Annotated in this window: 20 protein-coding genes and 1 pseudogene; 10 read left to right on the top strand and 11 right to left on the bottom strand. The window is 58.3% G+C overall.

Features of this window, described 5'->3' with window-relative positions; genetic code table 11:
- The first annotated feature begins 58 nt into the window (after positions 1-58).
- The 5 genes from cyoE (at position 59) to IPM39_00790 (ending at position 5,481) form a co-directional block, all read left to right on the top strand.
- Positions 59-1,024 carry a protoheme IX farnesyltransferase gene (gene cyoE / locus IPM39_00810; GenBank protein MBK8984616.1) on the top strand — a complete coding sequence of 322 codons (966 nt, stop codon included), beginning with the start codon at positions 59-61 and terminating at the stop codon, positions 1,022-1,024.
- Positions 1,025-1,323: 299 nt separating this feature from the next.
- On the top strand, positions 1,324-1,638 hold the full coding sequence (locus tag IPM39_00805; protein MBK8984615.1) for a DUF433 domain-containing protein: 315 nt from the start codon (positions 1,324-1,326) through the stop codon (positions 1,636-1,638).
- Between the two features lie 221 nt (positions 1,639-1,859).
- Positions 1,860-2,114, top strand: coding sequence for a glutaredoxin family protein (locus tag IPM39_00800; GenBank protein MBK8984614.1), 255 nt, complete (start codon positions 1,860-1,862; stop codon positions 2,112-2,114).
- Positions 2,115-2,250: 136 nt separating this feature from the next.
- On the top strand, positions 2,251-2,997 hold the full coding sequence (locus IPM39_00795) for an ABC transporter ATP-binding protein (protein MBK8984613.1): 747 nt from the start codon (positions 2,251-2,253) through the stop codon (positions 2,995-2,997).
- A 69-nt stretch (positions 2,998-3,066) separates the two neighbouring features.
- Positions 3,067-5,481: an FtsX-like permease family protein gene (locus IPM39_00790; protein ID MBK8984612.1), complete on the top strand. Its 2,415-nt coding sequence runs from the start codon at positions 3,067-3,069 to the stop codon at positions 5,479-5,481.
- Positions 5,482-5,597: 116 nt separating this feature from the next.
- Here the strand turns inward: IPM39_00790 and IPM39_00785 are convergent, their stop codons facing one another.
- Together IPM39_00785 and IPM39_00780 are read right to left on the bottom strand one after the other, a co-directional pair.
- Positions 5,598-7,898, bottom strand: coding sequence for a DUF4981 domain-containing protein (locus tag IPM39_00785; GenBank protein ID MBK8984611.1), 2,301 nt, complete (start codon positions 7,896-7,898; stop codon positions 5,598-5,600).
- Positions 7,895-8,821 carry a hypothetical protein gene (locus tag IPM39_00780; GenBank protein MBK8984610.1) on the bottom strand — a complete coding sequence of 309 codons (927 nt, stop codon included), beginning with the start codon at positions 8,819-8,821 and terminating at the stop codon, positions 7,895-7,897. Before IPM39_00780 ends, IPM39_00785 begins: the two co-directional genes overlap by 4 nt.
- 459 nt (positions 8,822-9,280) lie before the next feature.
- Here IPM39_00780 and IPM39_00775 point away from each other — a divergent pair, with 459 nt between their 5' ends.
- Positions 9,281-9,493 (top strand): hypothetical protein, encoded by a 213-nt coding sequence (locus tag IPM39_00775; GenBank protein MBK8984609.1) that lies wholly within the window; start codon positions 9,281-9,283, stop codon positions 9,491-9,493.
- A gap of 5 nt (positions 9,494-9,498) precedes the next feature.
- The gene (locus IPM39_00770; protein MBK8984608.1) at positions 9,499-9,885 is read left to right on the top strand and encodes a type II toxin-antitoxin system VapC family toxin; all 387 of its coding nucleotides are present in this window, start codon (positions 9,499-9,501) and stop codon (positions 9,883-9,885) included.
- A gap of 77 nt (positions 9,886-9,962) precedes the next feature.
- Here the strand turns inward: IPM39_00770 and IPM39_00765 are convergent, their stop codons facing one another.
- The 3 genes from IPM39_00765 to IPM39_00755 form a co-directional block, all read right to left on the bottom strand.
- Positions 9,963-10,574: a hypothetical protein gene (locus IPM39_00765; protein ID MBK8984607.1), complete on the bottom strand. Its 612-nt coding sequence runs from the start codon at positions 10,572-10,574 to the stop codon at positions 9,963-9,965.
- A gap of 111 nt (positions 10,575-10,685) precedes the next feature.
- Positions 10,686-12,056 (bottom strand): MFS transporter, encoded by a 1,371-nt coding sequence (locus IPM39_00760; protein MBK8984606.1) that lies wholly within the window; start codon positions 12,054-12,056, stop codon positions 10,686-10,688.
- Positions 12,057-12,140: 84 nt separating this feature from the next.
- Positions 12,141-14,327, bottom strand: coding sequence for an alpha-galactosidase (locus IPM39_00755; GenBank protein ID MBK8984605.1), 2,187 nt, complete (start codon positions 14,325-14,327; stop codon positions 12,141-12,143).
- Between the two features lie 197 nt (positions 14,328-14,524).
- Between IPM39_00755 and IPM39_00750 the strand changes: the two genes are divergently transcribed.
- Positions 14,525-16,300, top strand: coding sequence for an ABC transporter ATP-binding protein (locus IPM39_00750; GenBank protein MBK8984604.1), 1,776 nt, complete (start codon positions 14,525-14,527; stop codon positions 16,298-16,300).
- A 139-nt stretch (positions 16,301-16,439) separates the two neighbouring features.
- Positions 16,440-18,302 (top strand): ABC transporter ATP-binding protein, encoded by a 1,863-nt coding sequence (locus tag IPM39_00745; GenBank protein ID MBK8984603.1) that lies wholly within the window; start codon positions 16,440-16,442, stop codon positions 18,300-18,302.
- A 396-nt stretch (positions 18,303-18,698) separates the two neighbouring features.
- On the opposite strand, the gene IPM39_00740 is transcribed toward IPM39_00745, so the two are convergent.
- The 6 genes and pseudogenes from IPM39_00740 to IPM39_00715 all read right to left on the bottom strand — a co-directional run bounded on the left by IPM39_00740 (position 18,699) and on the right by IPM39_00715 (position 23,904).
- Entirely contained in the window at positions 18,699-19,148 is a 450-nt protein-coding gene (locus IPM39_00740; GenBank protein ID MBK8984602.1) for an ATP-binding protein, read from the bottom strand.
- A gap of 33 nt (positions 19,149-19,181) precedes the next feature.
- Positions 19,182-19,358: pseudogene (locus IPM39_00735) on the bottom strand (hypothetical protein).
- A 434-nt stretch (positions 19,359-19,792) separates the two neighbouring features.
- On the bottom strand, positions 19,793-21,313 hold the full coding sequence (locus IPM39_00730) for a PAS domain S-box protein (GenBank protein MBK8984601.1): 1,521 nt from the start codon (positions 21,311-21,313) through the stop codon (positions 19,793-19,795).
- Positions 21,314-21,457: 144 nt separating this feature from the next.
- Positions 21,458-22,078: a nicotinate (nicotinamide) nucleotide adenylyltransferase gene (nadD, locus tag IPM39_00725; protein MBK8984600.1), complete on the bottom strand. Its 621-nt coding sequence runs from the start codon at positions 22,076-22,078 to the stop codon at positions 21,458-21,460.
- Entirely contained in the window at positions 22,066-23,340 is a 1,275-nt protein-coding gene (gene obgE / locus IPM39_00720) for a GTPase ObgE (protein MBK8984599.1), read from the bottom strand. The genes nadD and obgE overlap by 13 nt, the downstream gene beginning before the upstream one ends.
- A gap of 51 nt (positions 23,341-23,391) precedes the next feature.
- Positions 23,392-23,904, bottom strand: a complete 513-nt coding sequence (locus IPM39_00715; protein ID MBK8984598.1) for a DUF177 domain-containing protein — start codon at positions 23,902-23,904, stop codon at positions 23,392-23,394.
- Positions 23,905-24,088: 184 nt separating this feature from the next.
- Here IPM39_00715 and rdgB point away from each other — a divergent pair, with 184 nt between their 5' ends.
- The gene (rdgB, locus tag IPM39_00710) at positions 24,089-24,697 is read left to right on the top strand and encodes an RdgB/HAM1 family non-canonical purine NTP pyrophosphatase (protein MBK8984597.1); all 609 of its coding nucleotides are present in this window, start codon (positions 24,089-24,091) and stop codon (positions 24,695-24,697) included.
- The last annotated feature ends 15 nt before the right edge of the window (positions 24,698-24,712 follow it).

Here is a 24,712-nt window from a genome sequence, read left to right as displayed (position 1 = left end):
TTGCTAAAATGCTAGGGGGGGCGCGCGAGGTATTTCTGACACTCAGATTGGAGGCTGCATGGCAATTACGAAAGCGCCTGTACAGGGGCAGACTGCTGAACCGGTCGTTACAAACCTATCGGCAAACATAGCGTCGCCGCCAACGACACTGCGTGATAAGCTGCGCATCGTGGTGGTATTGTTTAAGCTGCGCATTGTGATGCTGCTGCTGATGGCCGCTACGGGCGGCGCGTTTATGGCCGCTGAAGGCTGGCCGGGGGTCGGCGTGTTGGCGCTGATCTGGCTGGTTGGGGGCATGGCTGCCGCCGGCTCGTCATCGCTGAACCAATACCTGGAGCGGCACAAAGACGATAAGATGGGGCGGACGATGAAGAAACGGCCGTTGGTCAACGGTGAAATTCCCAATCCGCAGTGGGTTCCCTGGGTGGGTGCGCTGTTGATTATTGTGCCAGTGGTGGCTGTATTCCCGTTCAACAGGCCCTTGTCCTTATTCCTGGCTCTGGGCGCGGTCATCTACGTCTTCATCTACACTATCTGGCTCAAACCCCGTACTTTGTTGAATATTGTCATTGGGGGTGCGGCCGGCAGCGCGGCCGTACTCAGCGGCAGCGCCGCCGCCGGGTATTGGAACAGCCCTGGCGCGCTTATCCTGGCCTTGCTCTTGTTCCTCTGGACGCCCTTTCACTTCTGGAGTCTGGCCATCCTCTACCGCGACGACTACGAACGCGCCGATGTGCCCATGCTGCCCGTACACACCACCCCACGTCAGGCCGCCTGGTGGGTCATGTCCCATACCGCGCCCACCGCGCTGTTTGGTCTGGCGCTCGTCCTTTTCCCCTACCTGGGTTGGGCCTATTTTTTGCCCATGCTCATCGCCACCGCCGACCTGTTTGGGCGCAACATCAGACTCATCCACACTCCCAGCAAAGAAAATGCCCGCGGCCTATTCATTTCCTCCAATCTTTATCTATCAGTCTTACTGTTGGCGATTATCGTCAGTTCCATGCTGCCGGGAGCGTTGTAGACATTTCCGGCATGGTTTATTCCAGGCGATATGTGCTTTACAAATTTGGCAAGAAAGCGCGTCATGCTGAGGTCCCCCGAAGCATCCCCCTCCTCTCTGCTGGGAGCGGGATGCTTCGCTCCGAAGACTCCGCTCAGCATGACAATTCAGCGTAAATTTGTAAAGAAGATGTTTCGCTTGATGAACCATGCCACATTTCCGTAAAGATTCAGTACGCCGCAAATAGTTGTGGCTGCATTGACTGTCTCAGGCAATCTATGGTTCACTGTATTGCATGTTGAGAAGCTGTGACGCGAGCTATGAATAAATTATATGTTGAGCAAAATGATCTAGGCTATTGGATCTCTGGTTCTCGTGTTTCGCTGGAATCTGTACTCTTTGCTTTCTTAGATGGATTATCGCCTGAAACGATTGCTGCTGAATGCTTTCCGGTACTTTCCCTCGAGCAAGTGTATGGGGCAATCACTTATTATTTAAGTAATCGCCCGGACATTAACAGCTATTTGCGCCAGGTAGAAGCTGAATCTAAAGCCTTTAAGCAGACGGTAAGTGACCCGGCTTTTGCGCGTAAGCTGGCAAAAGCCCGGCGGCAAATGCAGTTGGCTTCGACATGAAAATCCGGTCGATCGAAAGACAATGCCCAGACACTTTGGTCAATTCATTTTGATGGAAAACAGCCCCGGTATCCTTATTGTTTCGCAAAAATTGCCGGTTGCTCAAGTAGCGGAAGAGTTGTTTCTTATCTGGTTCGCAAGCGAACCAGTGGAATGGATAAATCGCATTCGTTCTCTACCCTTTTAACCCAACCGGTTGTCATGGATGGTGAGGAAGTCGAGTGCTTGATATGCTCATGGTGCTGTTGTATACCAAAGAGGGGTGTGGCTTGTGTGAGGCGGTGAAGACCGAATTGGCGCGGTTAACGGCCGTCTACCCCCATCGTCTCCAGGAAATTGACATCACCCAGGACGCCGATTTGTTTGCCCGTTACCGCTTTGCCATTCCCGTGGTCAAAATTGGCACGGTCACGCTCAAAGCACCGATCACCACCGTTCACCTTATCCATGCCCTGCAAACGGCCGTTTGCCAGTAAACGGCCCCTCTCCCTTGTCCCCTTTTTTGAACACTTACTAAGAATCCGCTCCTGTTTGTGATTTTTATCACGGGTGTTGTTACACTACCTGGCAGCAAACAATATCATATAAATCCTGGCCTGAAGAAGTGACTTCATGAGTGTGAACAACAATCCATTTTCCCCTAATGGGACGCCCCCCATTATTGATGTGCGCAACGTCATTAAACGCTTCCCCGTAGGCGATACGCAGATCACCGTGTTAAAAGGCGTCAGCGTCAGCGTGCAGCCGGGCGAATTTGTTTGCATCGTCGGGCCATCCGGCAACGGCAAATCCACCCTACTGAACATGATCACCGGCATAGACCATCCTACCGAGGGAGAAGTGATTGTCACCGGGCAGCCGGTGCATACCCTGAGCGAAAACCAACTGGCCGCCTGGCGTGGCGAACATATGGGCATTATCTTCCAATTTTTCCAACTTTTACCGGCGCTCAACATACTGCAAAACGTCGTCCTGCCGATGGATTTCATAAAAAAACTGCCGCCCAAACAGCGGCGCGAACGAGCGATGCACCTGCTGGACACCGTCGGGCTGGCCGATCAGGCTCGTAAACTGCCATCACAGGTCTCCGGCGGGCAGCAGCAGCGGGCGGCCATCGCCCGCGCCCTGGCCAACGACCCACCCCTGCTGGTGGCCGACGAGCCAACCGGCAACCTGGATACACAAACATCTGAAGATGTATTCCAACTCTTTACCACCCTGGTAGACCAGGGCAAAACAATGGTCATGGTCACCCACAGCCGCAGTCTGGCAGCCCGCCTGCCGCGCACCATCGAGATCCGTGACGGCCTGATCTTCAGCGACAAAGTGCAGCAGCAGTTGGTAGTTGTTAGTGGCTAGTGGATAGTGAAGAACGCTTTCACTCCCAACTCCCAACTAACAACTCCAAACTAACAACTATCCACTCTTATGAGCGTTATCTGGTACAAAGTCTGGGCCGACATTTGGCAGCACAAAGCGCGCACTTTGCTGGCGGTGTTGAGCATCGCCGCCGGTGTGTTTGCCATTGGCACGATTTTTGGCCTGGTGGATCAGTTGTTGTCTAGTATGGACAGTTCGCACCAGTCAGTCGCGCCGTCGCATATCAATCTGGTACTGCGTGGGGCGATTGACCGGGAGACGGCGCAAGCGCTGACCAGGATTGAGGGCGTGGCAGGCGTTGAGGTCTTAAACATTACATCGGTGCGTTATAAGACAGAGGAAAACGGCCGTTGGCAAGGCGCCACCGTCGTCATGCGCGACAATTACGAAGACCAGCTCTACGACTGGCTCGTCCTTAAAGATGGCATGTGGCCGCAGGGAGCCACTATCGGCGTCGAACGCATTTCCAGCGACTATTATGGCCTGGACATCGGCGACACGGTTATTTTTGAAGTGGATGGTACCGACCGCGCCCTGCCCATCACCGGCAAAATCCGCCACCCCTTTGTGCCCCCGCCCGATTTTGGCGGCAACGCCTATTTCTTTGTAGACGCCGATGGGCTGGCCCGTTTTGGCATTCCCCAAGGGCAGTTCACCCAACTGCTGGTCCAGGTAGAGCCGTACAGCAAAGAGTACGCCCGTGACCGGGCGGCGGCCATCAAGGATCGGCTGGCGCGGCAGGGCATTGGCATCGCCATCAGCATTTATCAGGACCCCGATGAACATTGGGGGCGCGCCTTCTTGTTGGGTATCACCGTCGTTTTGCGCGTGCTGGCCGTTATTTCGCTGTTGATCAGCGTGATCATTGTCGCCAATTCGATGACAGCCATCATCACCCAGCAAACAGACCAGATTGGCGTGATTAAGGCTATTGGTGGCCAGTCGCACATCATTGTGCAGGTGTTTATGGCCGGGGTGCTGATTTATGGCTTCCTGGCTTTGCTGGTGGCCCTGCCGACCGGTGTGATCGCCGCCTACCAGGGTAGTAAATGGTTCCTGGCCTTGTTTAACATTGATTACGACACCTTCCAGTTTTCCACGCGGGCTGTCTTTTTCCAGGTGTTGGCGGCGCTGCTGGCCCCGGTTTTGGCCGCTTTATGGCCGGTGTTGAGCGGCGCGGCTATCACCGTGCGCGAAGCCATCGCCTCTTATGGCATTGGCGGCGATTTTGGCAGCAGCCGGTTGGACCAGGCGGTGGAAGCGTTGGGCGAGCGCTTTTTGCCGTCGCCATATGCCATTGCTCTGGGCAATATGTTCCGTCGCAAAGGGCGGCTTGTCCTGACACAGTTGGTCCTCATCCTGGCCGGGACCACCTTTCTGATGGTGATGACGCTGGCAAACTCGATGTCTTACACGTTGGAAAATGAGCTGAGTCGGCGTCAGTACGACTTACGCATTTTTTTCCAGGGGTTGCAGCGGTCTGATCAGGTGGAGAGTATTGTCGCCGGTGTGCCGGGTGTGGCCGGGTCGGAAGCGTGGTTTACGGTGACGGGAACGGTTTTGCGGCAAGGGGAGCGGGTGCAGGACACGGCCGGATTGGGGGCAGAGGTCTATGCCATTCCATCTGGCAGCACGATGTATGAACCTTATATTGTCAACGGCCGTTGGCTTTCCGCTGATGATAACGGCCGTGTTGTGGTGATCAGTCAGGATACGGCCGAGTTTAACAACCTGAATGTTGGCGATGTCATCACCATTGATTTCGGCAACCTGGGACAGGCTGATTGGGAAGTCATCGGAACCCATCAGGCGCTCACTTCTGACCCCATCGCCACCGACCCGATGTATGCCCCGGCGGCTGCGGTGATAGATGTGACGAAAAAAATAAACCGCGCCAACCAGATCGTCATCCGCACCACCAATCAGAACCCCGATTTCACGGCCAACATGATGGCTGCCCTGAATGACCGCTTCAAAACACGGGGCATTGAAACCAGCGCCTTTTTCAGCCGCACCAAAGCCGAAGACTCTACGGCCGCTTATAATCAGTTCAATATCGTCAATAACATGTTGTTTGGCCTGGCTTTGGTGATGGGCATCGTTGGGGGCATTGGTCTGATGGGGTCGCTGTGGATTAGCGTGGTCGAGCGCACGCGGGAGATTGGCGTGCTGCGTTCTATCGGCGCGCAGTCGCCGACCATCATGACGATGTTCATCATGGAAGGGGTGCTGCAAGGGGTGATGAGTTGGTTGATGGCTGTGCCGTTGGCCCTGGTGGTTGCCCGCCCAATGTCCAATTTGCTCGGTCAGACCATTTTGAAAGTGGACCTGGATTTTGCCTTTAGCACCGTTGGCGTGGCTATCTGGTTGGTCGCCATTTTGTCCATCGCTTTTCTGGCTTCGCTGGTCCCGGCCCATGCTGCCACCCGCATCAGCGTGCGCGAAAGTTTGGCGTATGCGTGATTGACGATTGGTCCTGAGCTTGCCGAAGGATTGGCGATTTGTTGATTTGCTATTCGTTTTTTCGGCATGGTTCATTCCAGGGGATATGTGCTTTACAAATTTGGCAGGAAAGCGCGTCATGCTGAGGTCCCCCGAAGCATCCCCCTCCTCTGCTGGGAGCGGGATGCTTCGCTCCGAAGACTCCGCTCAGCATGACAATTCAGCGTAAATTTGTAAAGAAGATGTTTCGCTTGATGAACCATGCCGTTTTTTCTTTGCCGCTGCCAGAGGACGGCCACAACCAGCGCCGCAGCCGCGGTGAGGGCGGCCGTTTTTCTCCATCCCCCCTTTTTTGCCACCACCGGCGGTACGGTGGGAATCTCTGCCAGACTCCAGGCAGCGTCAGGCGCTGCGGTGTCGCCGGGGTGGAACGGCCGTAACCGGAACGCATAGCGATACTCACGCCCTTTCAGTAGGCGGTACTCCTGGTGGGGCAGGCAGCCGGAGGGCACATCGCCGCCGACGCCAGCCTGTTTGTAATCTACGCATACCGTCACGTTCTTGCGGCGCGGCAGGTGGTGGATGCGTTCGGCGGCGGCCAGATCGTCCTGGGTATACGGCCGGGCGCTAAAATTCAGCAGCGTACCCCCGGCATCGGCGATAAGCAGGCCATGCCCGGCAGCGTCGGTCAATGTGGCCCATCGCACGTCGCTGCGGTTGCCGTTTTCTTGCGGTCGGGCGTAATTGTGGGGCATGTCCTCAACCAGCAGGGTGTAGCGGCCCACCGCCGCGCCAGACTGCCGGTCCCACATGCTTTCGTGTGGGCCGCGCCCAAACCACGTCACGCGGTCCAATGCGCCGTCCACGTCCAACATCATGCCGAAGCGCACCATGTCTCGCGCCGGGGTGAAACGGCCATCTACCACCACATCGCCGCTGCCAAAGATGGTGTAGGTAACGGTGAAGGGTGAACGGCCGTGTTTGATGCGCCAGGCCACCTTCACCCGCACCACTGCCGGGGCTGGCTGGCTAACTTGGAAAGATTGGACAAATCTTGGAGATTTGTCCAATCTGCGCCAGGGCTGACGGCCGTAGCCCAGATAACGCGCCGGCGGGAACAAAACCAACGCGGCGATGTCGTTGTCAATCGGGGCGCGCCACAGGTTGGGGACCAGCGGCGCGGCCAACAATTCCCGGCCGTCGGCGACAAAGCTGTCTAACGCGCCGCTCTGCGGATTGAAGGTAACGGCGAGATTTTGCCCACGAATCTGGAGCGCGGGCGTCCCGCCCGCAGAAAGCGCAGGCGTCTCGCCTGCGGTCCCAAGATGAAGCGGTGGCATGGTGGATGGGTCAACCCAACGCGGCGCGGCGGCCTGGACGGGCAGGGCGAACTGCTCCCAGGCGACCACGTGCCCAACTTCGGCCCAGGGCGCGGCGGCGGCCAGGACAAACTCGACCAGCAGGTGGTATTCGCGGCCCGGTTTGCCGTTGGGCAGGGTGTAGGGGAGGTGGAGGGGAACGGCCGTGCCCGGCGCACATTCCGGCGGCGCCACTTCCCCCGCCTGGACCACCACGCCATCTTCCATGACCTGCCAGCCAATTTGCAGCCCAGATAAGTCGGCAAAAATGTTTTTGTTGACCAGGCGCACCTGCCCGGCGGCCAAATTCACTGCGTGCAGGGCGATGGGTTGGTACACCTTTTTCACTTCCCAGGCGGCAGGGTGGGGCGTGCGGTCGGCGAAGAAGATGCCGTTGCAGCCGAACATAAGGAAGTTGTACTCGTCGCCCAAATCGCCGCCGAGATGCCAGAGGGGACGGCCGTTCTCGTCGTGGCGCAAAATGGCCTGGTCGGCGAAGTCCCAGATGAAACCGCCGATGCACTGCGGGTAACGCTCGAACAGGTCCATGTACTTTTGCAGGCTGCCGACGCTGTTGCCCATGGCGTGGGCGTATTCGCAGAGAACCAACGGCTTGTCGGTGGTGTTAGGGCCGCCGACGGTTTGCCATTGCAGCGGCGCGGTGCGCGTTTGGTAACTGCCGCCCTGGGCGATAGCTTCCCACTGCGGCGGCGTGGCATACATCGCCGAAAAAATGTCCATGTATTCGCCGGTGTAGTCTTGTTCATAATGGACGGGACGGCCGTCCAATTCATGCACGCGCTCGGTCAGGCGGCGGAATTTGTCGTCGCTGCTGGATTCGTTGCCCAGCGACCAGATGATGACGCTGGGGTGATTTTTGTCGCGGGCGATCAGGCGCTCGACGCGGTCTTGCATGGCGGGCAGCCATTGCATGTCGCCGCGCATGGCGTCGCGGTAGCCGTGGGTTTCGATGTTGGCCTCGTCCATGACGTAGAGGCCCAGCTCGTCGCACAGGTCGTAGAAGCGCTCGTCGTCGGGGTAGTGGGAAGTGCGCACGGCGTTGATGTTGAAGCGCTTCATCGGTGCAGGTCTTCGCGCAGGCGTTCCAGGGTCATGGTGTGGCCGGTGGCGGGGTCGAAATCGTGGCGGTTGACGCCTTTGAGGAGGATGGCACGGCCGTTGACCCACAACTGCCTGTCCCGAATTTCCACCTGCCGGAAGCCGACGCGCGTGTGGCGCACTTCGACAATCTGCCCGGCTTCGTCTTGGAGGGTGAGCAGCAGGTGGTAGAGATGGGGCGTTTCGGCGGTCCAGTGGCGGGGTTGGGATACGGCCGTTTGCAGCCGGACTGAGTTTTCGCTGGTCACGGCGGCTCTCTCCCCAACCCTCTCCCAGTGGGAGAGGGAGCCGGTTCCCTCTCCCACTGGGAGAGGGTTAGGGTGGGGGCTGGTGTTTTCTTGCAAAAGCTCTAACTGGATGGTAAACGGCCGTTCATCCCCACCCCACCGCGCCAGTTCTACCTGCACGCGCAAGGTGGCGTCGCGGAAATCGGCGTCAAATTCGGTGGCGACGGTGAAATCGCGAATGTGGGTGGGCGGATGGGCCAGCAGCTTCACGCTGCGGAAGATGCCGGAGAGGAACCACATGTCCTGGTTTTCCAGGTAGGAGCCATCCGACCAGCGGTAGACCAGCACGGCCAGCAGGTTTTCGCCGGGCTGCACGTAGGGGGTGATGCGAAATTCGGCCGGCGACATGCTGTCCTGGCTGTAGCCGACCTGCTGCCCGTTGACCCACACCAGGCAGGCGGAGCTGACGCCGCCAAAGTGCAAGATGATTTCGCGCCCGGCCCAATTTTCGGGCACGGTGAAGGTGCGTCGGAAGGAGCCGACGGGGTTGTTGTCCGGATCAATGTTGGGCATGTGGTCTTGGCGCAGGCTTTTGGGCATGTGGGCCGGGGCGTAGATGGGCGCGCCGTAGCCCTGCAGCTCCCAGTTGGAGGGCACGGGGATGGCGTCCCAGGCGCTGTCGTCGAAGGATGGGAGGTGGAAGGTAGACGGCCGTTCCGCCGGTTTGGGCGCAAAGTGAAAAGCCCATTTGCCATCCAGGGAGAGTTCGTAAGGCGTGGTTCCGCGCAGGGCGGATTCGGCGTTGAGATAGCTGGACGAGTGCAGCGGCCGGGTTCTTTGTTCAGACCGAAGATGCGAGCGTTTTGGTAGAGGTGTTGGTTGTTCATAAAAATATCCAAGATTGAAGATTGAAGATTAGTGATGGATTCCATCTTTTATCTTCAATCTTTCGTCGTTAGTCAGGAGGGGGAAACGGCCGTTCCTTCCCCCACTTCACCATTCACCGTTCACAATCTACACTTCAACACGGCCGTTTCTCCCCCATACTAACCTGTTGTATAATCCTCATCAGGCGAAATTGGTCAGGCAGCAGGTCATGTATGGAAACGTGAAAGTATGGAACAAATTATTATTCAGGTCAAAGACAAAGAAAAGGCGCAGTTATTGTCCGAACTACTGCGGTCGCTGGATTTTGTGAGTTTGGTAACAACCGATTTCCAGGAAAATGATTCCGGTAAAACAGAAGCGGATTTTTTTGCCCTGGCCGGTATTTGGCAAGGCCGAAACATTGATTTAGATACCATCCGTCAACAGGCCTGGCCCAAATAAACGTTATGATCCTGTGCGACACCAACATCCTCATCGAATTTTATAAAAACAATGCGCAGATTACGGCCGTTTTGCGCGCCATTGGTCCTGAAAATCTGGCTATTAGTGCTGTCACCGCCGCAGAACTGTACTATGGGGCGCTGAACCAACAAGAATTGCGCCAGATTAAAGCGCATCTCGGCTTACTAAACACCTACCACATAACCTTGCCAATCTCCAACAGGTTCCTGACGCTGATGGAAGCATATGTCCTCAGCCATAAATTGAGCCTGCCAGATGCACTCATTGCGGCAACAGCTTTGGACCATGACGTAGAACTGTACACTCTGAACCGCAAGGATTTCCGCTACATTCCTGAGTTAAAGCTCTTTTCGCCTACTAATCAGGCATAACGGCCGTTTCCTCCCACACCATGCTATTTATATTTAGAAACGGCCGTATCCCTCCCTCACCACCAACTATCCCCACCCTATTCAAGCTCAACCAGCCGCTCCTGGATGAGGTCAACCATTTCTTCCCAATCTTCAACGGTGACTTGCTTGCCATCAATGCCCATAAAAAAAAGAATAACGTAACGGCCGTGTTGGATTTGCACCTGACAAAGCAAGCGTTCGCCACTAGCAACGCTCGACCCACGATTACACGTTCCTATCCCTGTATCCATCTTCAATTCATCTTCTAGCGGAAGAAACTGCCAAATGATCCCGGCTAACTCTCCACGTTGTTTCATCTCTTCAAACGCTTTGGCAGCGATTTGTTCATCTGAATAAATATAAACGTCCTGACCGGCGCGAAAATCAGCCGGCGGAGGAAACTTACCCTCTCGGCGAGGCAGGAAGCTTAAATAAATACCAGAAAAACTCTCCATCGGGACACTTGGGCTTAGATTTACGGTCCGTGAATATTCCCAGTATCCCGAAGACCAGCCCAATTCCTCAGGCTGCACCCAGAACGTATCGGGCACGCTGTTCGGGTCGGCTTCAATAAATTTATCCGGCGTCGGTGGTATCCGGCCTTGCGTACAAGCCGCCAGGACAGCCATCAACAAGAATACGGCAAGCGCCTGCCCGGTTCTGACCATTCAATTCCTCCTGGGGTTGCTTTGGTGGGCTATGGTGTGTTTGTGGGGGTGGAAACGGCCGTTCCACCCCCACTTCACACTTCACACTTCACAATTCACCATTCACAATTCCTACTTCGCCTTCCGCCCCTGCAATTCCACCAGCAGCGCCTCAAACTTTGCCTCCGTCAGCGGGTAAAAGTACATGGCAATCATCGCCAGCACCGCAAAGCCCGCCGGAACCAGACTCACCATCGCCAGCAGGCCCGTTAGCGTTTCCGGCGATTGCGCCGCATTCGGCTGGTAGCCCACCCAGGCCAGCATGTAGCCCGCCAGCGCCCCGCCCAGCCCGTTGGCCGTCTTCTTGACAAACGTAAAGCCCGCCTGAATCGCCCCCTCCGAGCGCGTGCCCGTCTGCCATTCGGCGTACTCGTTGGTGTCGGCCACCATCGAATCAATCAGCGCCGCGCCGGGCGAACCGGCCACCGCCATGCCCGCTGCCAGGGCAATCAGCAGCGGCAAACTGGTCGGTTTGAGGATAAAGAACAGCACGCCAATCACAATCGTCAGGGCGAAGCCGACCATGTAGGTGTTGCGTTTGCCCAGCCGCCCGGCCATATACGGCATCCCAATCGCCGCCAGCAAAATCGCCGGGCCGGTCGCCAACTGCACCGGGCCAAACAGATCGGCGCTGCCCACAAAGTAGGTATAAAAAATAACGTTGGCGCTGGTGACGACAAAGTTGCCGATGCTGAACAGCACCGTCGAAAGCATCAAGATCATAAACGGCTTGTTTTGGATGAGGATAGGGTACAACTGGCGCAAGGTGTAGCTCTGGTCGGGGTCGGCGGCCACGCGCTCCTTCGCCATCACGGCGCTCACCGCCACGCCAATCAGGGCGATGAGGCCATAGACCAGCCCCACGGCGCGGTAGCCCTGCTGAGGCGTCGGGAACATGCCCACGAGGGGCACCGTACCCACCACCGCCAGCCCCGTGCCGATAATCAGGCCGATGGCGACCAGGCTGTTGAGCTTGTTGCGCTCGTGGGTGTTCTGGGTCATCGTCACCATCAACGAAGAATAAGGGATGTCTACCAGGTCGAAGGTGATGCCGAACACGAGATAGGTGACGTAGGCGTAAAGTAGCTTGCCGCTGTAGGAAAGCTCTGGTCCCAGGAACAGGGCGGCAAAGTTCAGCCCGGCCAGGATGCCACCCAGCAGCAGCCAGGGTCGGAAGCGGCCCCAGCGCGTCGGCTTGAGGTGGTCGAGGATGTAGCCGACGATGGGGTCATTCACGGCATCCAGCAGGCGGGCGATGAGGAACAGGGTGCCTACGGCCGTTGGCGTCAGCCCAAACACGTCGGTGTAAAAAACCAGCAAAAAGGTGCCAATGCCCCAAAACAATATGTTCTTGCCCACAGAACCCAGGGTAAACGCAAACTTTTCACCCTTGCCAATGGGCACGAGAGCAGCAGGGGGCGGGGAAACGGTGGATGTGGTCATGGAATCTCCTGAATTGTGAATTGTGAATGGTGAATTGTGAACGGTGAAGTTGGGCGGCAAGCACTATCCGTTCATTGTTAACTGTTAACTGTTCATTGTTAAATGGAGGGTGTTGCTGTATCCCGATGGCGCATACGGCTCCGCGGGTAGGCCCTGGGTCATGAGGTGGTAGCCGGTAAGACGGGCAATTTCGCGCTGGCGGTAGTCGGCGATGGTGTAGGTGGCGGTGGGGTTGAGGCCGCGCAGGGGGGTTGACGGCCGTCGCTGCCCCAGCAGGTGGTTTTGCACAGCGACAGAATAGACAGCTTCACGGCCGTTGCCCAGCACATACAAAATCACCGACGCGCCCCGTTCCTCTAACCGCTCCAGCCGGTACAGGTCGCCCGCCTGCACCACGTGGCGGATGCGCTTGTAGAAGGCGATGTAAGTGGCGTACTCCTTCAGTTCGGCGTCGCTGAGGTCGTTGAGATTGGAGCCGATGCCCAACACGCCACGCATCGCCACGTCGAAGCGCGTAGACAGCGGCAGCACGCGCCCCGTTTGGTGATTCTTCTCGTGCGTCACCCACGCTTCCATCGCCCGCGCCGGGTAGGCCAGGCTGTACCCCTCCTGAATGCGCAGCCGGTCGAGCGCGTCGGTGTTGTCGCTGGTCCAGACCTGATCCACGCGCGCCAGGACGCCCAAATCTATCCGCCCGCCGCCGCCGGAGCAGCTTTGCAGAGACAGGCGTGGGTATTTTTGGCGCAGCCGATCCATCAGCCCATACACCCCGGCGACGTGGCCGCGCCAGATGGCTTTCCCGACCACGGAGCCGGGTTCGGTGGCGCTGCGGTTCATGTCCCACTTGATGAAATCTATCTCGTGGGTGGCGAGCATCGTATCGAGCAGGTCGAAAACGTGGGCGACGACTTCGGCACGGCCGTAATCCAGAATGAGTTGGTTGCGGGCTTCCGTGCGCGGCCGGCCGGGGAAGTGCAGCACCCAATCGGGATGCGCCCGGTAGAGGTCGGAATCAGGGTTGACCATTTCCGGCTCGAACCAAAGGCCAAACTGCATCCCCAGGGCGTGAACTTCGGCGATGAGCGGCTGGAGGCCGCCGGGGAATACGTCCGGGCTGACGGCCCAATCGCCCAATCCGACCCGGTCGTTGCGCCGCCCACCAAACCAGCCATCATCCACCACAAACAGTTCCACGCCGATGGCCGCCGCCTTCCGCGCCAGCGCCACCTGCCCCTCGTGGCTGAGGGCGAAGTAGGTGGCCTCCCAACTGTTGTAGAGGACAGGGCGCGGCGGGCTGGGCGGCAGCACACAATCGCGGGCGAAGGCGTGCAGGCGGCGGCTGGCCCCGCCCCACCCCTCGCCGCTGACGCCGCACACAAAGGCGGGCGAAGTATGGCGCTCGCCCGGCTGGAGAATCAGTTCAAAATCGAACGGGTTGTAGCCGCCAAAGACGCGCACGTCGCCGCTGTGCTGCTGCTCGAAGGCCAGTTGCCATGCGCCGCTGTAGGCCAGCGCGCCAAAGTAGACTACGCCGCTCTCTTCGCCGGCCGCGCCGGGGCGGTTGGCGAGGAAGAAGGGGTTGAAGCTGTGGCCGGTCTGCACGCTGCGGTGGCCGATGCTGAACCGGCCGACGGGCAGCACGTGGCGCTGCGGCGTAAATTCGGCCGCCCACGCGCCATGAGTGGTAGTGAGTTCGGTCGTGCCGGGTGGCAGGTGGAGGGCAGCAAAGTAGGCTTGTTCGATATGGATAACGGCCGTTGCCCCTTCATTCACCACCTCCCACCACCGCTCAATCACATCATACTCCGGCCACAACCGGTAACAAAGCGTAAGGGCAAAAGGGAAGATGGGATCATGGAGAAACAGTTTTAAGATTTCGGATTTCGGATTTCGGATTTCGGAGGGCTGAGTTGGCAATTGACCATTGACCATTGACCATTGACCATTCTCCCCGATTTCATGTCCGGTGTAGCGCAGGCGCACATCGCGGATGGGCAAGCGTTCGCCGGGGAAGCTGACTTTGAGGGCAACTTCGGGGATGGAGAAGTCGCCGTAGGTGGGCAGTTCATCGCGCTGGCTTTGGAAGTCGAAGGAGCTGTGGCTGGGCGGAGTATGGGGGAAACGGCCGTTGTCCAGCACACTCTCATCGGTTAGTTGGCGGAGTCCCCAGGCCAGGTGGGTGGCACGGCCGTTGTCGGCGATGTGCAGGGTGTAATGGCTGGTGCGGCCGAGAAGGGTGAAGGTTTGGGTGTCGCGGTTGTGGTGAATCATGGTCGCCTCGTTGAAGGATTGATGACAAAGGGAAAAAGGGACATAAGGGACAAAGGTAAGACGGGGGAATTGTAGTGTGGGTGTGGGTGGGCGGCAAGGAGATGGAAGACAAACTGGCAGGCTGACAGGGTGACAGGATGCGGGGAATTTGGGGACCATTGGTGTTTCTGTGGTGAATAGGGGGTAAGATTAGGGGTATGCAGCGACAAACAGATCGGCGGTTATTATGGCGCGCTTTTGCTTATTTACGGCCGTACACCCGCAAAACCCTCGGCGTTTACGCCACCATGCTCATCATCAATGTCATCATCATCCTGGTCCCGCAACTGATTCGCGGGGCGATTGACCAGGGCATTTATGGTGGCGATTTGCCACGGCTGGGCCAGGCTGTTTTGCTGCTGTTGGCCCTGACGCTGGTCAAAGGCGTCTTTGTTTATTACCAGGGCAAATGGACCGAAGAAGCGTCGCAGGGCGTGGCCTATGATTTACGCAACGACATCCTGACCAAACTGGACCGTCTGCCCTTTGCCTACCACGACAAAACCGAAGCCGGGCAGATTCTCTCGCGGGCCATGCAGGACGTGGAGCGCATTCGTTTTCTCACCGGGCGGGCGGTGCTGCGATTGGTGGAAGGGGGCACGCTGCTGCTGTTAACGGCCGTTACCCTCCTCTGGATGAACGCCACCTTAGCCACCCTCATCATCCTGACGATACCCCTGCTGCTGCACCGCGCCTATCGCTTTGGCCGCCGCTTTCGTCCGCTCTCGCTGGAGATTCAGGAGCAGTTGGGCGTGCTGACTACCCAGCTAGAGCAAAACCTGCGCGGCGCGCGCATCGTCAAAGCCTTTGCCCAGGAGGCCAACGAATCGCGCCGCTTCCAGGCCGAAAACGAAAAATGGTTCAACCTCTCGGCCGAATCCACCCGCCTGGAGGCGCTGAACGTGCCGATGCTGGACATGATCGCCAACTTCGGCACGGTGATTATCTTCTGGTACGGCGGCTGGCTGGTGGTGCAGGGGCAGATGACGTTGGGCGAACTGGTGGCCTTCACCACCTACCTGGCGCTGCTGATTCGCCCCATCAACCTCATTGGCCGCATCATCCCCATTTTGGCGATTGCCGCCTCGGCCGCCGAGCGTATCTTTGCCATTCTCGACGCGCCCGCGGAAGTAACCGACCGGCCGGATGCGGTGGATGCGCCCCGGTTCAACGGCCGTATCACCTTCGACGACGTTTCTTTTGTCTACGCCAGCGCCAAAAAAGTGCTGCGCCACATCAGCTTCAGCGCCGAGCCGGGGCAGGTTGTGGCCTTGATGGGGGCCACCGGCTCCGGCAAGTCCACCCTCATCAACCTGATCGCCCGCTTCTACGACCCCACCGGCGGGCAGATTTACGCCGACGGGCAGGATGTGCGCCAGTTCACCCTGGCCTCGCTGCGCGGCCAGATTGGCCTGGTGATGCAAGACACTATCCTCTTCTCCGGCACTATCCGCGACAACATCACCTTTGGCCGGCCGGATGCCAGCGAGGTAGAGATGATTCAGGCGGCTAAAGACGCGCAGGCCCACGATTTTATCGCCGCCATGCCGGAAGGGTACGACACGCCGGTTGGCGAACGGGGCGTCACGCTGTCTGGCGGGCAGAAGCAGCGCCTGGCCATCGCCCGCGCCCTGCTGACCGACCCGCGCATCCTCATCCTGGATGACGCTACGGCCAGCGTGGACAGCAACACAGAGCGGCTTATTCAGGCGGCGCTGGACCGGCTGATGGAGAACCGCACGACGTTTGTCATCGCCCACCGGCTGAGCACGGTGCGCCGCGCCGATTTGATTTTGGTGCTGGAACAGGGACGTATTGCCGCCCGCGGCACGCACGAGGAGCTGCTGGTCAGCTCGCCGCTGTACCGGCAGGTGTTTGCCTTACAGGTAGAGCCGGAGGCGATTGGACCAATCTCCAAGATGGGTCCAATCTAAAAAGGCCGTGGCTGAGGGGCTGATTGGCGAAAAAAGCAAGCCCTCGGTGGCAGCCGAGGGGTCGGTTTGAGGCTATTTTGAACGACTGAGACGAGAGACTCCCAGTCTCTGGTTTCCAGTCTCCCAAAGGGATTTTGTTATGAGCTTTAGCTTTAGCCCCGGCATGGGGCCGCGAGGGGCAATCAATCAGTTTGGCGCGGAAGGCAAAGACGGCCGTTTCTTCAACAAAAGCGTCGTCAGCGGCATGTTGGTGTTCATACGGCCGTATGGCCGCAAACTGGCTTTGGGTGCGCTGCTCATGCTTGGCGCCACCGGCTTCACCCTGCTGGCCCCGTACCTGATCAAACTCGCCATTGACGAGCATATTGCCGTGGGCGACGCCAGCGGCTTGATGCGGCTGGCCTTTTTCCTGGCGTTGTGTTACGTGGGGTTATACGCCACCAGCGCCGGCCAGCAATATATTTTGGGGCGTGTGTCGCAGCGGGTGCTGGCCGACGTGCGCCAGGAGTTGTTCGACCACCTGCAAGCCTTGTCACTCAGCTACCACGACCGCACCATCGTCGGCGTCACCGTATCGCGGGTGATCAACGACGTGGCCGTCATCAACGACCTGCTGACCCAGGGCATCATCTCGCTGTTGGGTGATTTGCTCATTCTGGCGGGCATCATCATCATTATGCTGACGATGAGTCCGCAGTTGGCGCTGTACACCTTTGCCGTGCTGCCGTTGATGGCCCTGGCGACTGTCTGGTTTTCTTACCGGGCCAAAGGCGCGTTCCGCCAGACGCGGCGCAGCGTGGCGGCGCTGGTGGGCAACCTGGCGGAAAACATCAACGGGATGCGCGTGATCCAGGCATTTGCCCAGGAAACGGCCGTCGAAACCCGCTTCAACGACGTCAACCGCAGCAACCGCGACGCCAACGTCAATGCCATGCGTCTCTCCTTCATCTTCCTGCCGACGATTGAGTTTTTGAGCATGTTGTCTACGGCCGTTGTCCTCTACTTCGGTGGGCGGGCGGTGGCCGGGGAGGCGGTGACGTTGGGGGTGATGGTCGCCTTTCTGGCCTACGTGACGCGCTTCTTCCAGCCCATCCAGGAACTGAGCCGCCTGTACACCACCATGCAGTCGGCGATGGCCGGCGGCGAACAGGTGCTGCGCCTGCTCAACACCACGCCAGATGTGCTAGACCGGCCCGGCGTGGCCGAGATGCCGCCGATCCACGGCGCGGTGACGCTGGAAAACGTCTCGTTCCGCTACCGCGACGACGCGCCGGAAGTGCTGCACGATGTATCGCTGACGATTGAACCGGGGCAAGCGGTGGCCCTGGTCGGCCCGACGGGCGCGGGCAAAACGACCATCGCCAACCTGATCGCCCGCTTTTATGAAGCCAGCGACGGCCGTGTGTTGATTGATGGGATTGACGTGCGCGACGTGACACAGGTTTCTTTGCGCCGTCAGTTTGGGCTGGTTCCGCAGGACCCGTTCCTGTTCGCCGGGAGCATTGCCGATAATATCCGTTACGGCCGTGCCGCCGCCAGCGATGAAGATGTGGTCGCCGCCGCCCAACTGGCCAACGCCGATGGCTTTATCCGCAGTCTGCCAGATGGCTACGAGACGCTCATTTTAGAAGGGGCGGTGAATGTGTCGGTAGGGCAGCGGCAGTTGTTGTGCATTGCTCGCGCTGCGCTGGTGGACCCGCGCATCCTTATTTTGGACGAGGCGACGGCCAGCATAGACACGGTGACGGAGGCGCTGATTCAGGCGGCGCTGGAGCGGTTGATGGCCGGGCGCACGGCCGTTGTCATCGCCCACCGGCTGAGTACCATTCGGCAGGCGGACCTGATTTGTGTGGTGGATGGGGGGCGGATTGTGGCGAACGGCCGTCATGACCAGCTTCTGGCCCAGGGCGGCCTTTACCGCGAACTTTACCAGCGCCAGTTCATGGCCGAAGACGCGCCGGAGGAAATGGGACTTCGCTCGCTTCAGCTTCCGGGAGGGTGAACGGTTAAGACAAAACAACGCCGCAAGCATTGTTCCACCTGGTCAGGCGCCGCTAACCGGCCGTTTTGTCTGTTACTTGTATCTTCTCAATATCTTGGGGTAATCGGTAGCAAAGAGGTAAAAGCCGGGTTTACCCGGCTTTGTTTTATAGACCGGCGCTTTAGCGCTGGTCGTCGCCGGTGGTCCGCTGCGCCTGGAGCTAAAGCCCCAGGCTAAAAAACGACGCCCTGTAAACGGGGCTAAAGACGACCGTGGCGGCAGCGACAAACCTCTCGTAGGCTCCCCCGATTTATTGAGATGTTACTGTTGCTTTCTCAAACTGAGCGATAGAGGATGATGTCAATTCTGGCAGTACCAATAGGGGATGTGACTACTACAGACTTATGGATTGGTGAACTACATCTCTGTTTTGCTCTCTGGCAGCGTGAAGTAAAATAAACTCCCCTGGCCCAGTTCGCTCTCCACGCCGGCCTGCCCGCCTAACTTCTCTACAATTCGGTGGACAATAGACAGCCCCAGGCCATGGCCGGCGGCGTTTTGTCTGTCTAGTCGTTCAAATGGGGTGAACAAGCGAGCCTGCTGCACGGCCGTTAACCCCGGCCCATTGTCACGCACCTCAAAGCGCACAAACCCCTCCGTCTGGCGCGTCGCGCTCAATATAATCGTCGGCGACTGACCGCCATACTTCAGCGCATTGCTCAAATAGTTTACCCAAATCTCTTCCACCCAGGGCGCGTACCCCAACGCCAGCGGCCAGCCGTCCATGTCCTCTATCTTGATGCGCGCCCCCTTCGCCGCAATCACGTCGGTCAGGCGATACAATGTCTCGTGTACCAGATTGCTCATTGCCAGCGGCTCGGCCACCACGTCTTGTTGGCGCACGCTGGCTAACAGCAGCAGCGATTCGATGATATTGTTCGCCTTGCGCCCATTGTTTGCCAGGGTTTGCAGCGCATGGTGGATTTCAGCAGACGATAAACTGCTGTAGCTCTCCAACAACAATTCGCTAAAGCCGATGATCAGGCCGATGGGGTTTTTCAGGTCGTGGGCCACCATATGGGCGTAAGCATCCAATTCTTCGTTGCGTTCAGACAGCGCCGTGTTGGATTCACGCAGCCACGCTTCGGCCTGTTTACGTTCAGTCAGTTCTGTTTGCGCCGCCGCATACAGCCGGGCATTTTCCAGCGCCAGCGCCGACAGTTGGGCCAGCAGGCTGCCCGTCTGGATTTGTTCATCGTCGAAGGCGTAGCCGACCACATCGCGGCTGACAGCCAATACGCCCAGGCAATGCGATCCGCTTAATATCGGAAAATCGGCAACGGCGTGAATGTCATTGCGCGCATAGGGGGCGCGGCGGTATTGCCAGGTGGCATAATCGTCTAATACCACCGGTTGCCGGGTATGTACCGCCTGCCAGGACAATTTGGCCTCATTTTCTGTAACCCGTTCGCCGACCAGAAAAGGCAGGTTGGCTGTACAGGCATGGACGACTAACTCGTCCTCTCCAGCAGCATCAGTTCGGCGTAAGGCGCGTCCAGCAGTTCGACCGCCCGCAGCACGACCGTTTGCAGCAAGTCGGCGACGGTGCGGCGTTTGAGAATGTCCAGGGTGATGGTATGCAGCGCGTTCAGGGTGTCGTTGCGGCGGTGCAACTGTGTTTCCATTTGCTTGCGGTGGGTGATGTCTTCTTTGATGGCGATAAAGTGGCTGATCTGCCCGTCGGCCTCGCTGATGGGGGAGATAACGGCCGATTCCCAATAAAGACGGCCGTCTTTGTGCTTATTCAAAAACTCGCCGGACCATACTTGCCCGGCCAGAATGGCCTGCCACAACGCTGCATAGGTTTCTGGCGGCGTCTGACCAGATTGCAGAATTCTGGGGTTATGACCGCGCACTTCTGCAAAGCTGTAACCAGTCACTTCGACAAACTTTGGATTCACATAGATGATGCTGCCGGTTACGTCGGCCATCACAATAGATACCGGGCTATCTTCCACGGCGCGAGATAACAGGCGGATTTGCGCTTCTGTTTGGCGTTGGGTGGTCACATCCCGAAATACGGTGACAACGCCGCTGATGCCTGCCGCGTCGTTGACAAACTGGGCGCTGGCTTCCAGGAAGATGTAACGGCCGTCGGCATGGCGCGAGCGAAACGTCATCAAACTAGCGGTGCGACCCTCTTGCAAGGCCGTGTGCAGCCTTGCCAACAGCAGTTGGGCGTCATCTGGGTGCATCAGGTCAAAACCAGACCGACCCACCAGTTCCTCCGGTTTATACCCCAACCAACGCTGGCTGGACGGGCTGGCGTACTGCACAGTGCCATCCAAGGCCACCAGGAAGAGCATCTCCTGAACATTGTTAGTAATGGCCTGCAGGAAGCTCTCCCGTTCACGCAAAGTCGCTTCCACCTGGCGGCGCAAAACCAATTCCTGGTTGGCGTTGTTGAGCGCTTGTTGGATGCTGTGGAGGGCATAATTGGTTAACGTCCCGGCCGTGACCAAAAACACCGTATAGCTAATCCATTGGGTGACGCCCACTGTCAGGTCAGGCGTCGGCAGCAGCCCTGCGTTTTGCGCCCCGATTAAGCCTAGAATAGCCAGGGAACCGGATGCAACGGTTGCCGCCATGCCCCACTGCCCAAACAGAATGCCGCCCATAGCGACCAACAAAAGGTAAGCCGAAGCTGTGGGCGTGCGAATGGTCCCCAGAGTGACATTGATGATTGTCAGGTAAACGAAGAAGATACCAAGCGTGACAATGCCGATCAGTTTGCCGTTGTTTCGGTTTAGCCAGAATCGCAGGCCCAAAAGCAAGACAACCCCAGCCATGTTCAACCCATAAATGGTTGTTGGCACATTGCGCCCTACCAGATTGCCCAGCGTTACCAGAACCAAACCTACCAGGCAGACGTTAAGGATGGTGTTTAATAGCCTGACGCGGATGGTTTCTGCCATGTCGTCAGCGAAAACAGGGGCAGAGAAGAAGCGCCAGATGGCGTGCATCCAAGACATGGGGGAACTCCTGTAATCGTAACGAGAGATAGAGTGTAGAGTAAAAACTAGCAGCGGTATTCAGTGTTCAGTGGTTGTTTTCCAGAGGTTACGCCGACTGAACACTGGTTACTGAATACTGATCGCGTCTATCAGGCTCTATCTCTATCTTTGCGCCTGCGGTTGGTGGTAGAGCGTCTGCTGCTGGATGTAGTCGAGGACGGGTGTGGGGACCAGGTAACGCAGGGAATGGTTTTGTCTGGCCCATTGGCGCACGGCCGTCGCCGAAATGTCCACCGTCGGGCCAACCAGCATATCGGTGGCGGCGCGCAGGCCGGGTACGGCCGTTTCCAATGCCGCCCAGTCTACCACGACACCCGGCCGCGCCAGCGCTGCCAACCGGCAGTGGGCGATAATTTGCCCCGGCGCAAACCACGTTGGAAAATCGCGTAATGAATCGCTGCCCAACAGCAGCCATAGTTCGGCCTCTGGTTGGGCGGCGTGAATCAGGGGCAGCAGAGTGGCGGTGGTGTGGGGTGGCGGGCGATAACTGTCGGTTGTGTCCAGGTAAAAGGCGGGGTGGTCGGCAATGGCCAGTTGCGTCATGGATAGGCGATGGGTGACGGCCGTTACCCCATTGCCTGGTTTGTGCGGCGGTTCGCCCACAGGCAAAAAAAGCACCTGGTCCAGGTGCAGTTGGTTTCGGGCCGATTCCGCCAGCCACAAATGGCCCAAATGAGGCGGGTCGAACGTCCCGCCCAGTAAGCCAACCCTTATTCCGCCCACTCCAACGCATCATCGCCGATATACACCGTATCGCCGATCTGAACCCCGGCTTTTTCTAAAGCCGCGCTAATCCCCATACTCTCCAAAATCTGCTGAAACCGCAGCAGCGTTGCCTCAAACTCAAAATAGGTCATGGCCGCGATACGCTCAATTTTGCGGCCGCGCACCCGCCAACCGTCACTTTCGCGCTCGATGGTGAACACGTCTTCATCTTCCGTCGCCCGGATCACCACTTCTTCGCTGCTGATGCCCTGTACTTCTGGCGCTTCGTCTACCATCTTCTTTATTTTGTACAGCATCGCCGGCACGCCCTGGCCGGTTGCCGCCGAGATAGAGCAAAAGCCATAGCCTGCCTTGCGCACTTCTTCTTCAATGAGCGGCTCCCAGGCGATGGCGTCGGGCAAATCCATTTTGTTCAGCACCACAAGCTGCGGCCGTTCATCCAATCCCAGCCCTAAATTGGTGTCGTACAACGCCAATTCCTGGTTGATCATCGCCCAATCGGTCAGCGGCTCTTTGGCTGCGCCATCCAACAGATGGATGAGGACCCGCGTGCGTTCAATATGGCGCAAAAACTCGTGTCCCAGCCCGGCGCCGCCGGCCGCGCCTTCGATCAGGCCAGGGATGTCGGCCACTACCAGCGTCTGATACTCGTCCAAATAGACAACGCCCAGGCTGGGCTGCAAGGTGGTGAACGGGTAATTGGCAATTTTGGGCTGCGCCGCCGACACGGCCGCCAATAAGGTAGATTTGCCGGCGTTGGGTACGCCGACAATGCCCACATCGGCGATGAGCTTTAGTTCCAGCAGCAGCCAGGCTTCTTCGCCCGGCTCGCCGCGTTCCGCCAGCAGCGGCGCTTGATGCACGCTGCTGGTAAAGTGGACATTGCCGCGTCCGCCGCGCCCGCCGGCCAGCACCACCACTTCCTGTCCGGCTGCGGTCAGGTCGGCTACCAGGTCGCCGCTGTTGGCGGCGCGGATCATTGTGCCGGGTGGCACGGGCAGACGCAGCGTCGGGCCACCGGCCCCACTCTTACGCGCTTTGCCACCGTTACGGCCGTTATCCGCCCGAAAATGTACATTCCGGTGAAATTTCACCAGACTGTTCACATGCGGGTCCACATAAAACACGATGCTGCCGCCGTGTCCCCCATCACCGCCATCCGGCCCACCGCGCGGCACATTTGCCTCGCGGCGGAAACTGATCATGCCATCGCCGCCATCACCACTTTTTACGTAAATTTTTGCTTCATCAAAAAACATAAACGAATCTCAATACTCAGCTAACAACTAACAACTAACAACTAACAACTCTCACTCATCCAACAGCTTCTTTAACACCGCCAGACGTGGGTCAATTTCCTCTTCGTCGCAGCCGCAGTCGCCTTCATTCAAGTTGTGGCCGCAGGTCTGGCACAGCCCCAGGCAGTCGGGCTTGCAGATGGGCTGAATGGGCACTTCCAGCAGGCTCAACTCCCGAATCAGCGGCCCCAGGTCCACATAGCCATCTTCGCCAATAAACAATTCACCGGCTGGCGCTTCCCAGGGTGGGTAATACAGCAGTTCACCCAGGCCGACGGTCAGCGACACATAGGCGTCATTCAGGCAACGCACACAGGCAACGGCCGTTACCGTTTGCAATGTCCCCGCCAGGTACACCCCTTCCGACGTGCGTGTCACTTCCAACGTGCCTTGCAAGGGAGCTAACGTCACGTCTTCAATATCAATGGTTGGATAGTTCAGTTCAATCGTGCGGCTGGTGCCTAATCTGGCCTCAATGAGGAAGCCGAAATTGAAGCGCAGTCGCGAAGGATGTTGTTTGTCCATCACAACCTCCTTTGCGGTAGAATTAGGCTGGAGTATAGCATAGGATGATCCACAGCGCATATTGGCTGAGGAGACTTCATGAGTGGCTGCACTCACCACCACGAATGAAAACCCTGGGAGCGCAGGCGTCTCGCCTGCCAGAGCGGACGGGACGTCCGCGCTCCCATTTTCAGAGGAGAAACCGATGACCCATACATTACTTGTCGCCACCCACAACAAAGGCAAAGTGGCCGAATACGCCGAGATGTTGGCCGACCTGGATGTCGCCTGGCTGAGCCTGGACGACGCCGGTATAACCGACGACGTGGACGAGACTGGCGACACCTTCCAGGCCAACGCCGAACTCAAGGCGCTGGCCTATGCCCGCCAGAGCGGACTGCTAACGCTGGCCGACGATTCCGGCCTGGAAGTAGACGCCCTGGGTGGGCAGCCCGGCGTTTACACCGCCCGCTACGGCGGCCCGGGCCTGAATCACGCCGACCGTTACCACCTGCTGCTGCACAACCTGCAAGACACACCCCCGGCCGAACGCGCTGCTCGCTTTCGCTGTGTCATTGCGTTGGCCGGGCCAGAAGGGATGATCGGCACGGCCGTTGGCGTGTGTGAAGGTCAAATTGCCAACCAACCGGCCGGCAGCGGCGGCTTTGGCTACGACCCTGTCTTTTTCCTGCCAGAGTGCGGCCTCACCATGGCCCAACTCCCCTCAGCCATCAAACACCAGATCAGCCACCGCGGACAGGCCCTCCAGGCTATCGCTCCGCTGCTGCGGCGAACGGTGGAGGAGGTTCAGTAATCAGTATCCAGACAT

The organism is Candidatus Leptovillus gracilis, from assembly GCA_016716065.1.
Taxonomy (GTDB): domain Bacteria; phylum Chloroflexota; class Anaerolineae; order Promineifilales; family Promineifilaceae; genus Leptovillus; species Leptovillus gracilis.
This window is presented reverse-complemented; position numbering and strand designations above follow the sequence as displayed.

Excerpts from the sequence above, each read along its gene's own strand:
- IPM39_00730 (MBK8984601.1), bottom strand. The coding sequence starts at position 21,313 with ATGTCTTGGATGCACGCCATCTGGCGCTTCTTCTCTGCCCCTGTTTTC.
- IPM39_00745 (MBK8984603.1), top strand. The coding sequence starts at position 16,440 with ATGAGCTTTAGCTTTAGCCCCGGCATGGGGCCGCGAGGGGCAATCAAT.
- IPM39_00765 (MBK8984607.1), bottom strand. The coding sequence starts at position 10,574 with ATGGTCAGAACCGGGCAGGCGCTTGCCGTATTCTTGTTGATGGCTGTC.
- IPM39_00790 (MBK8984612.1), top strand. The coding sequence starts at position 3,067 with ATGAGCGTTATCTGGTACAAAGTCTGGGCCGACATTTGGCAGCACAAA.
- obgE (MBK8984599.1), bottom strand. The coding sequence starts at position 23,340 with ATGTTTTTTGATGAAGCAAAAATTTACGTAAAAAGTGGTGATGGCGGC.
- IPM39_00775 (MBK8984609.1), top strand. The coding sequence starts at position 9,281 with ATGGAACAAATTATTATTCAGGTCAAAGACAAAGAAAAGGCGCAGTTA.
- IPM39_00805 (MBK8984615.1), top strand. The coding sequence starts at position 1,324 with ATGAATAAATTATATGTTGAGCAAAATGATCTAGGCTATTGGATCTCT.
- IPM39_00750 (MBK8984604.1), top strand. The coding sequence starts at position 14,525 with ATGCAGCGACAAACAGATCGGCGGTTATTATGGCGCGCTTTTGCTTAT.
- IPM39_00785 (MBK8984611.1), bottom strand. The coding sequence starts at position 7,898 with ATGAAGCGCTTCAACATCAACGCCGTGCGCACTTCCCACTACCCCGAC.
- IPM39_00760 (MBK8984606.1), bottom strand. The coding sequence starts at position 12,056 with ATGACCACATCCACCGTTTCCCCGCCCCCTGCTGCTCTCGTGCCCATT.
- IPM39_00715 (MBK8984598.1), bottom strand. The coding sequence starts at position 23,904 with ATGGACAAACAACATCCTTCGCGACTGCGCTTCAATTTCGGCTTCCTC.
- rdgB (MBK8984597.1), top strand. The coding sequence starts at position 24,089 with ATGACCCATACATTACTTGTCGCCACCCACAACAAAGGCAAAGTGGCC.
- IPM39_00770 (MBK8984608.1), top strand. The coding sequence starts at position 9,499 with ATGATCCTGTGCGACACCAACATCCTCATCGAATTTTATAAAAACAAT.
- IPM39_00755 (MBK8984605.1), bottom strand. The coding sequence starts at position 14,327 with ATGATTCACCACAACCGCGACACCCAAACCTTCACCCTTCTCGGCCGC.
- cyoE (MBK8984616.1), top strand. The coding sequence starts at position 59 with ATGGCAATTACGAAAGCGCCTGTACAGGGGCAGACTGCTGAACCGGTC.
- IPM39_00740 (MBK8984602.1), bottom strand. The coding sequence starts at position 19,148 with ATGAGCAATCTGGTACACGAGACATTGTATCGCCTGACCGACGTGATT.
- IPM39_00795 (MBK8984613.1), top strand. The coding sequence starts at position 2,251 with ATGAGTGTGAACAACAATCCATTTTCCCCTAATGGGACGCCCCCCATT.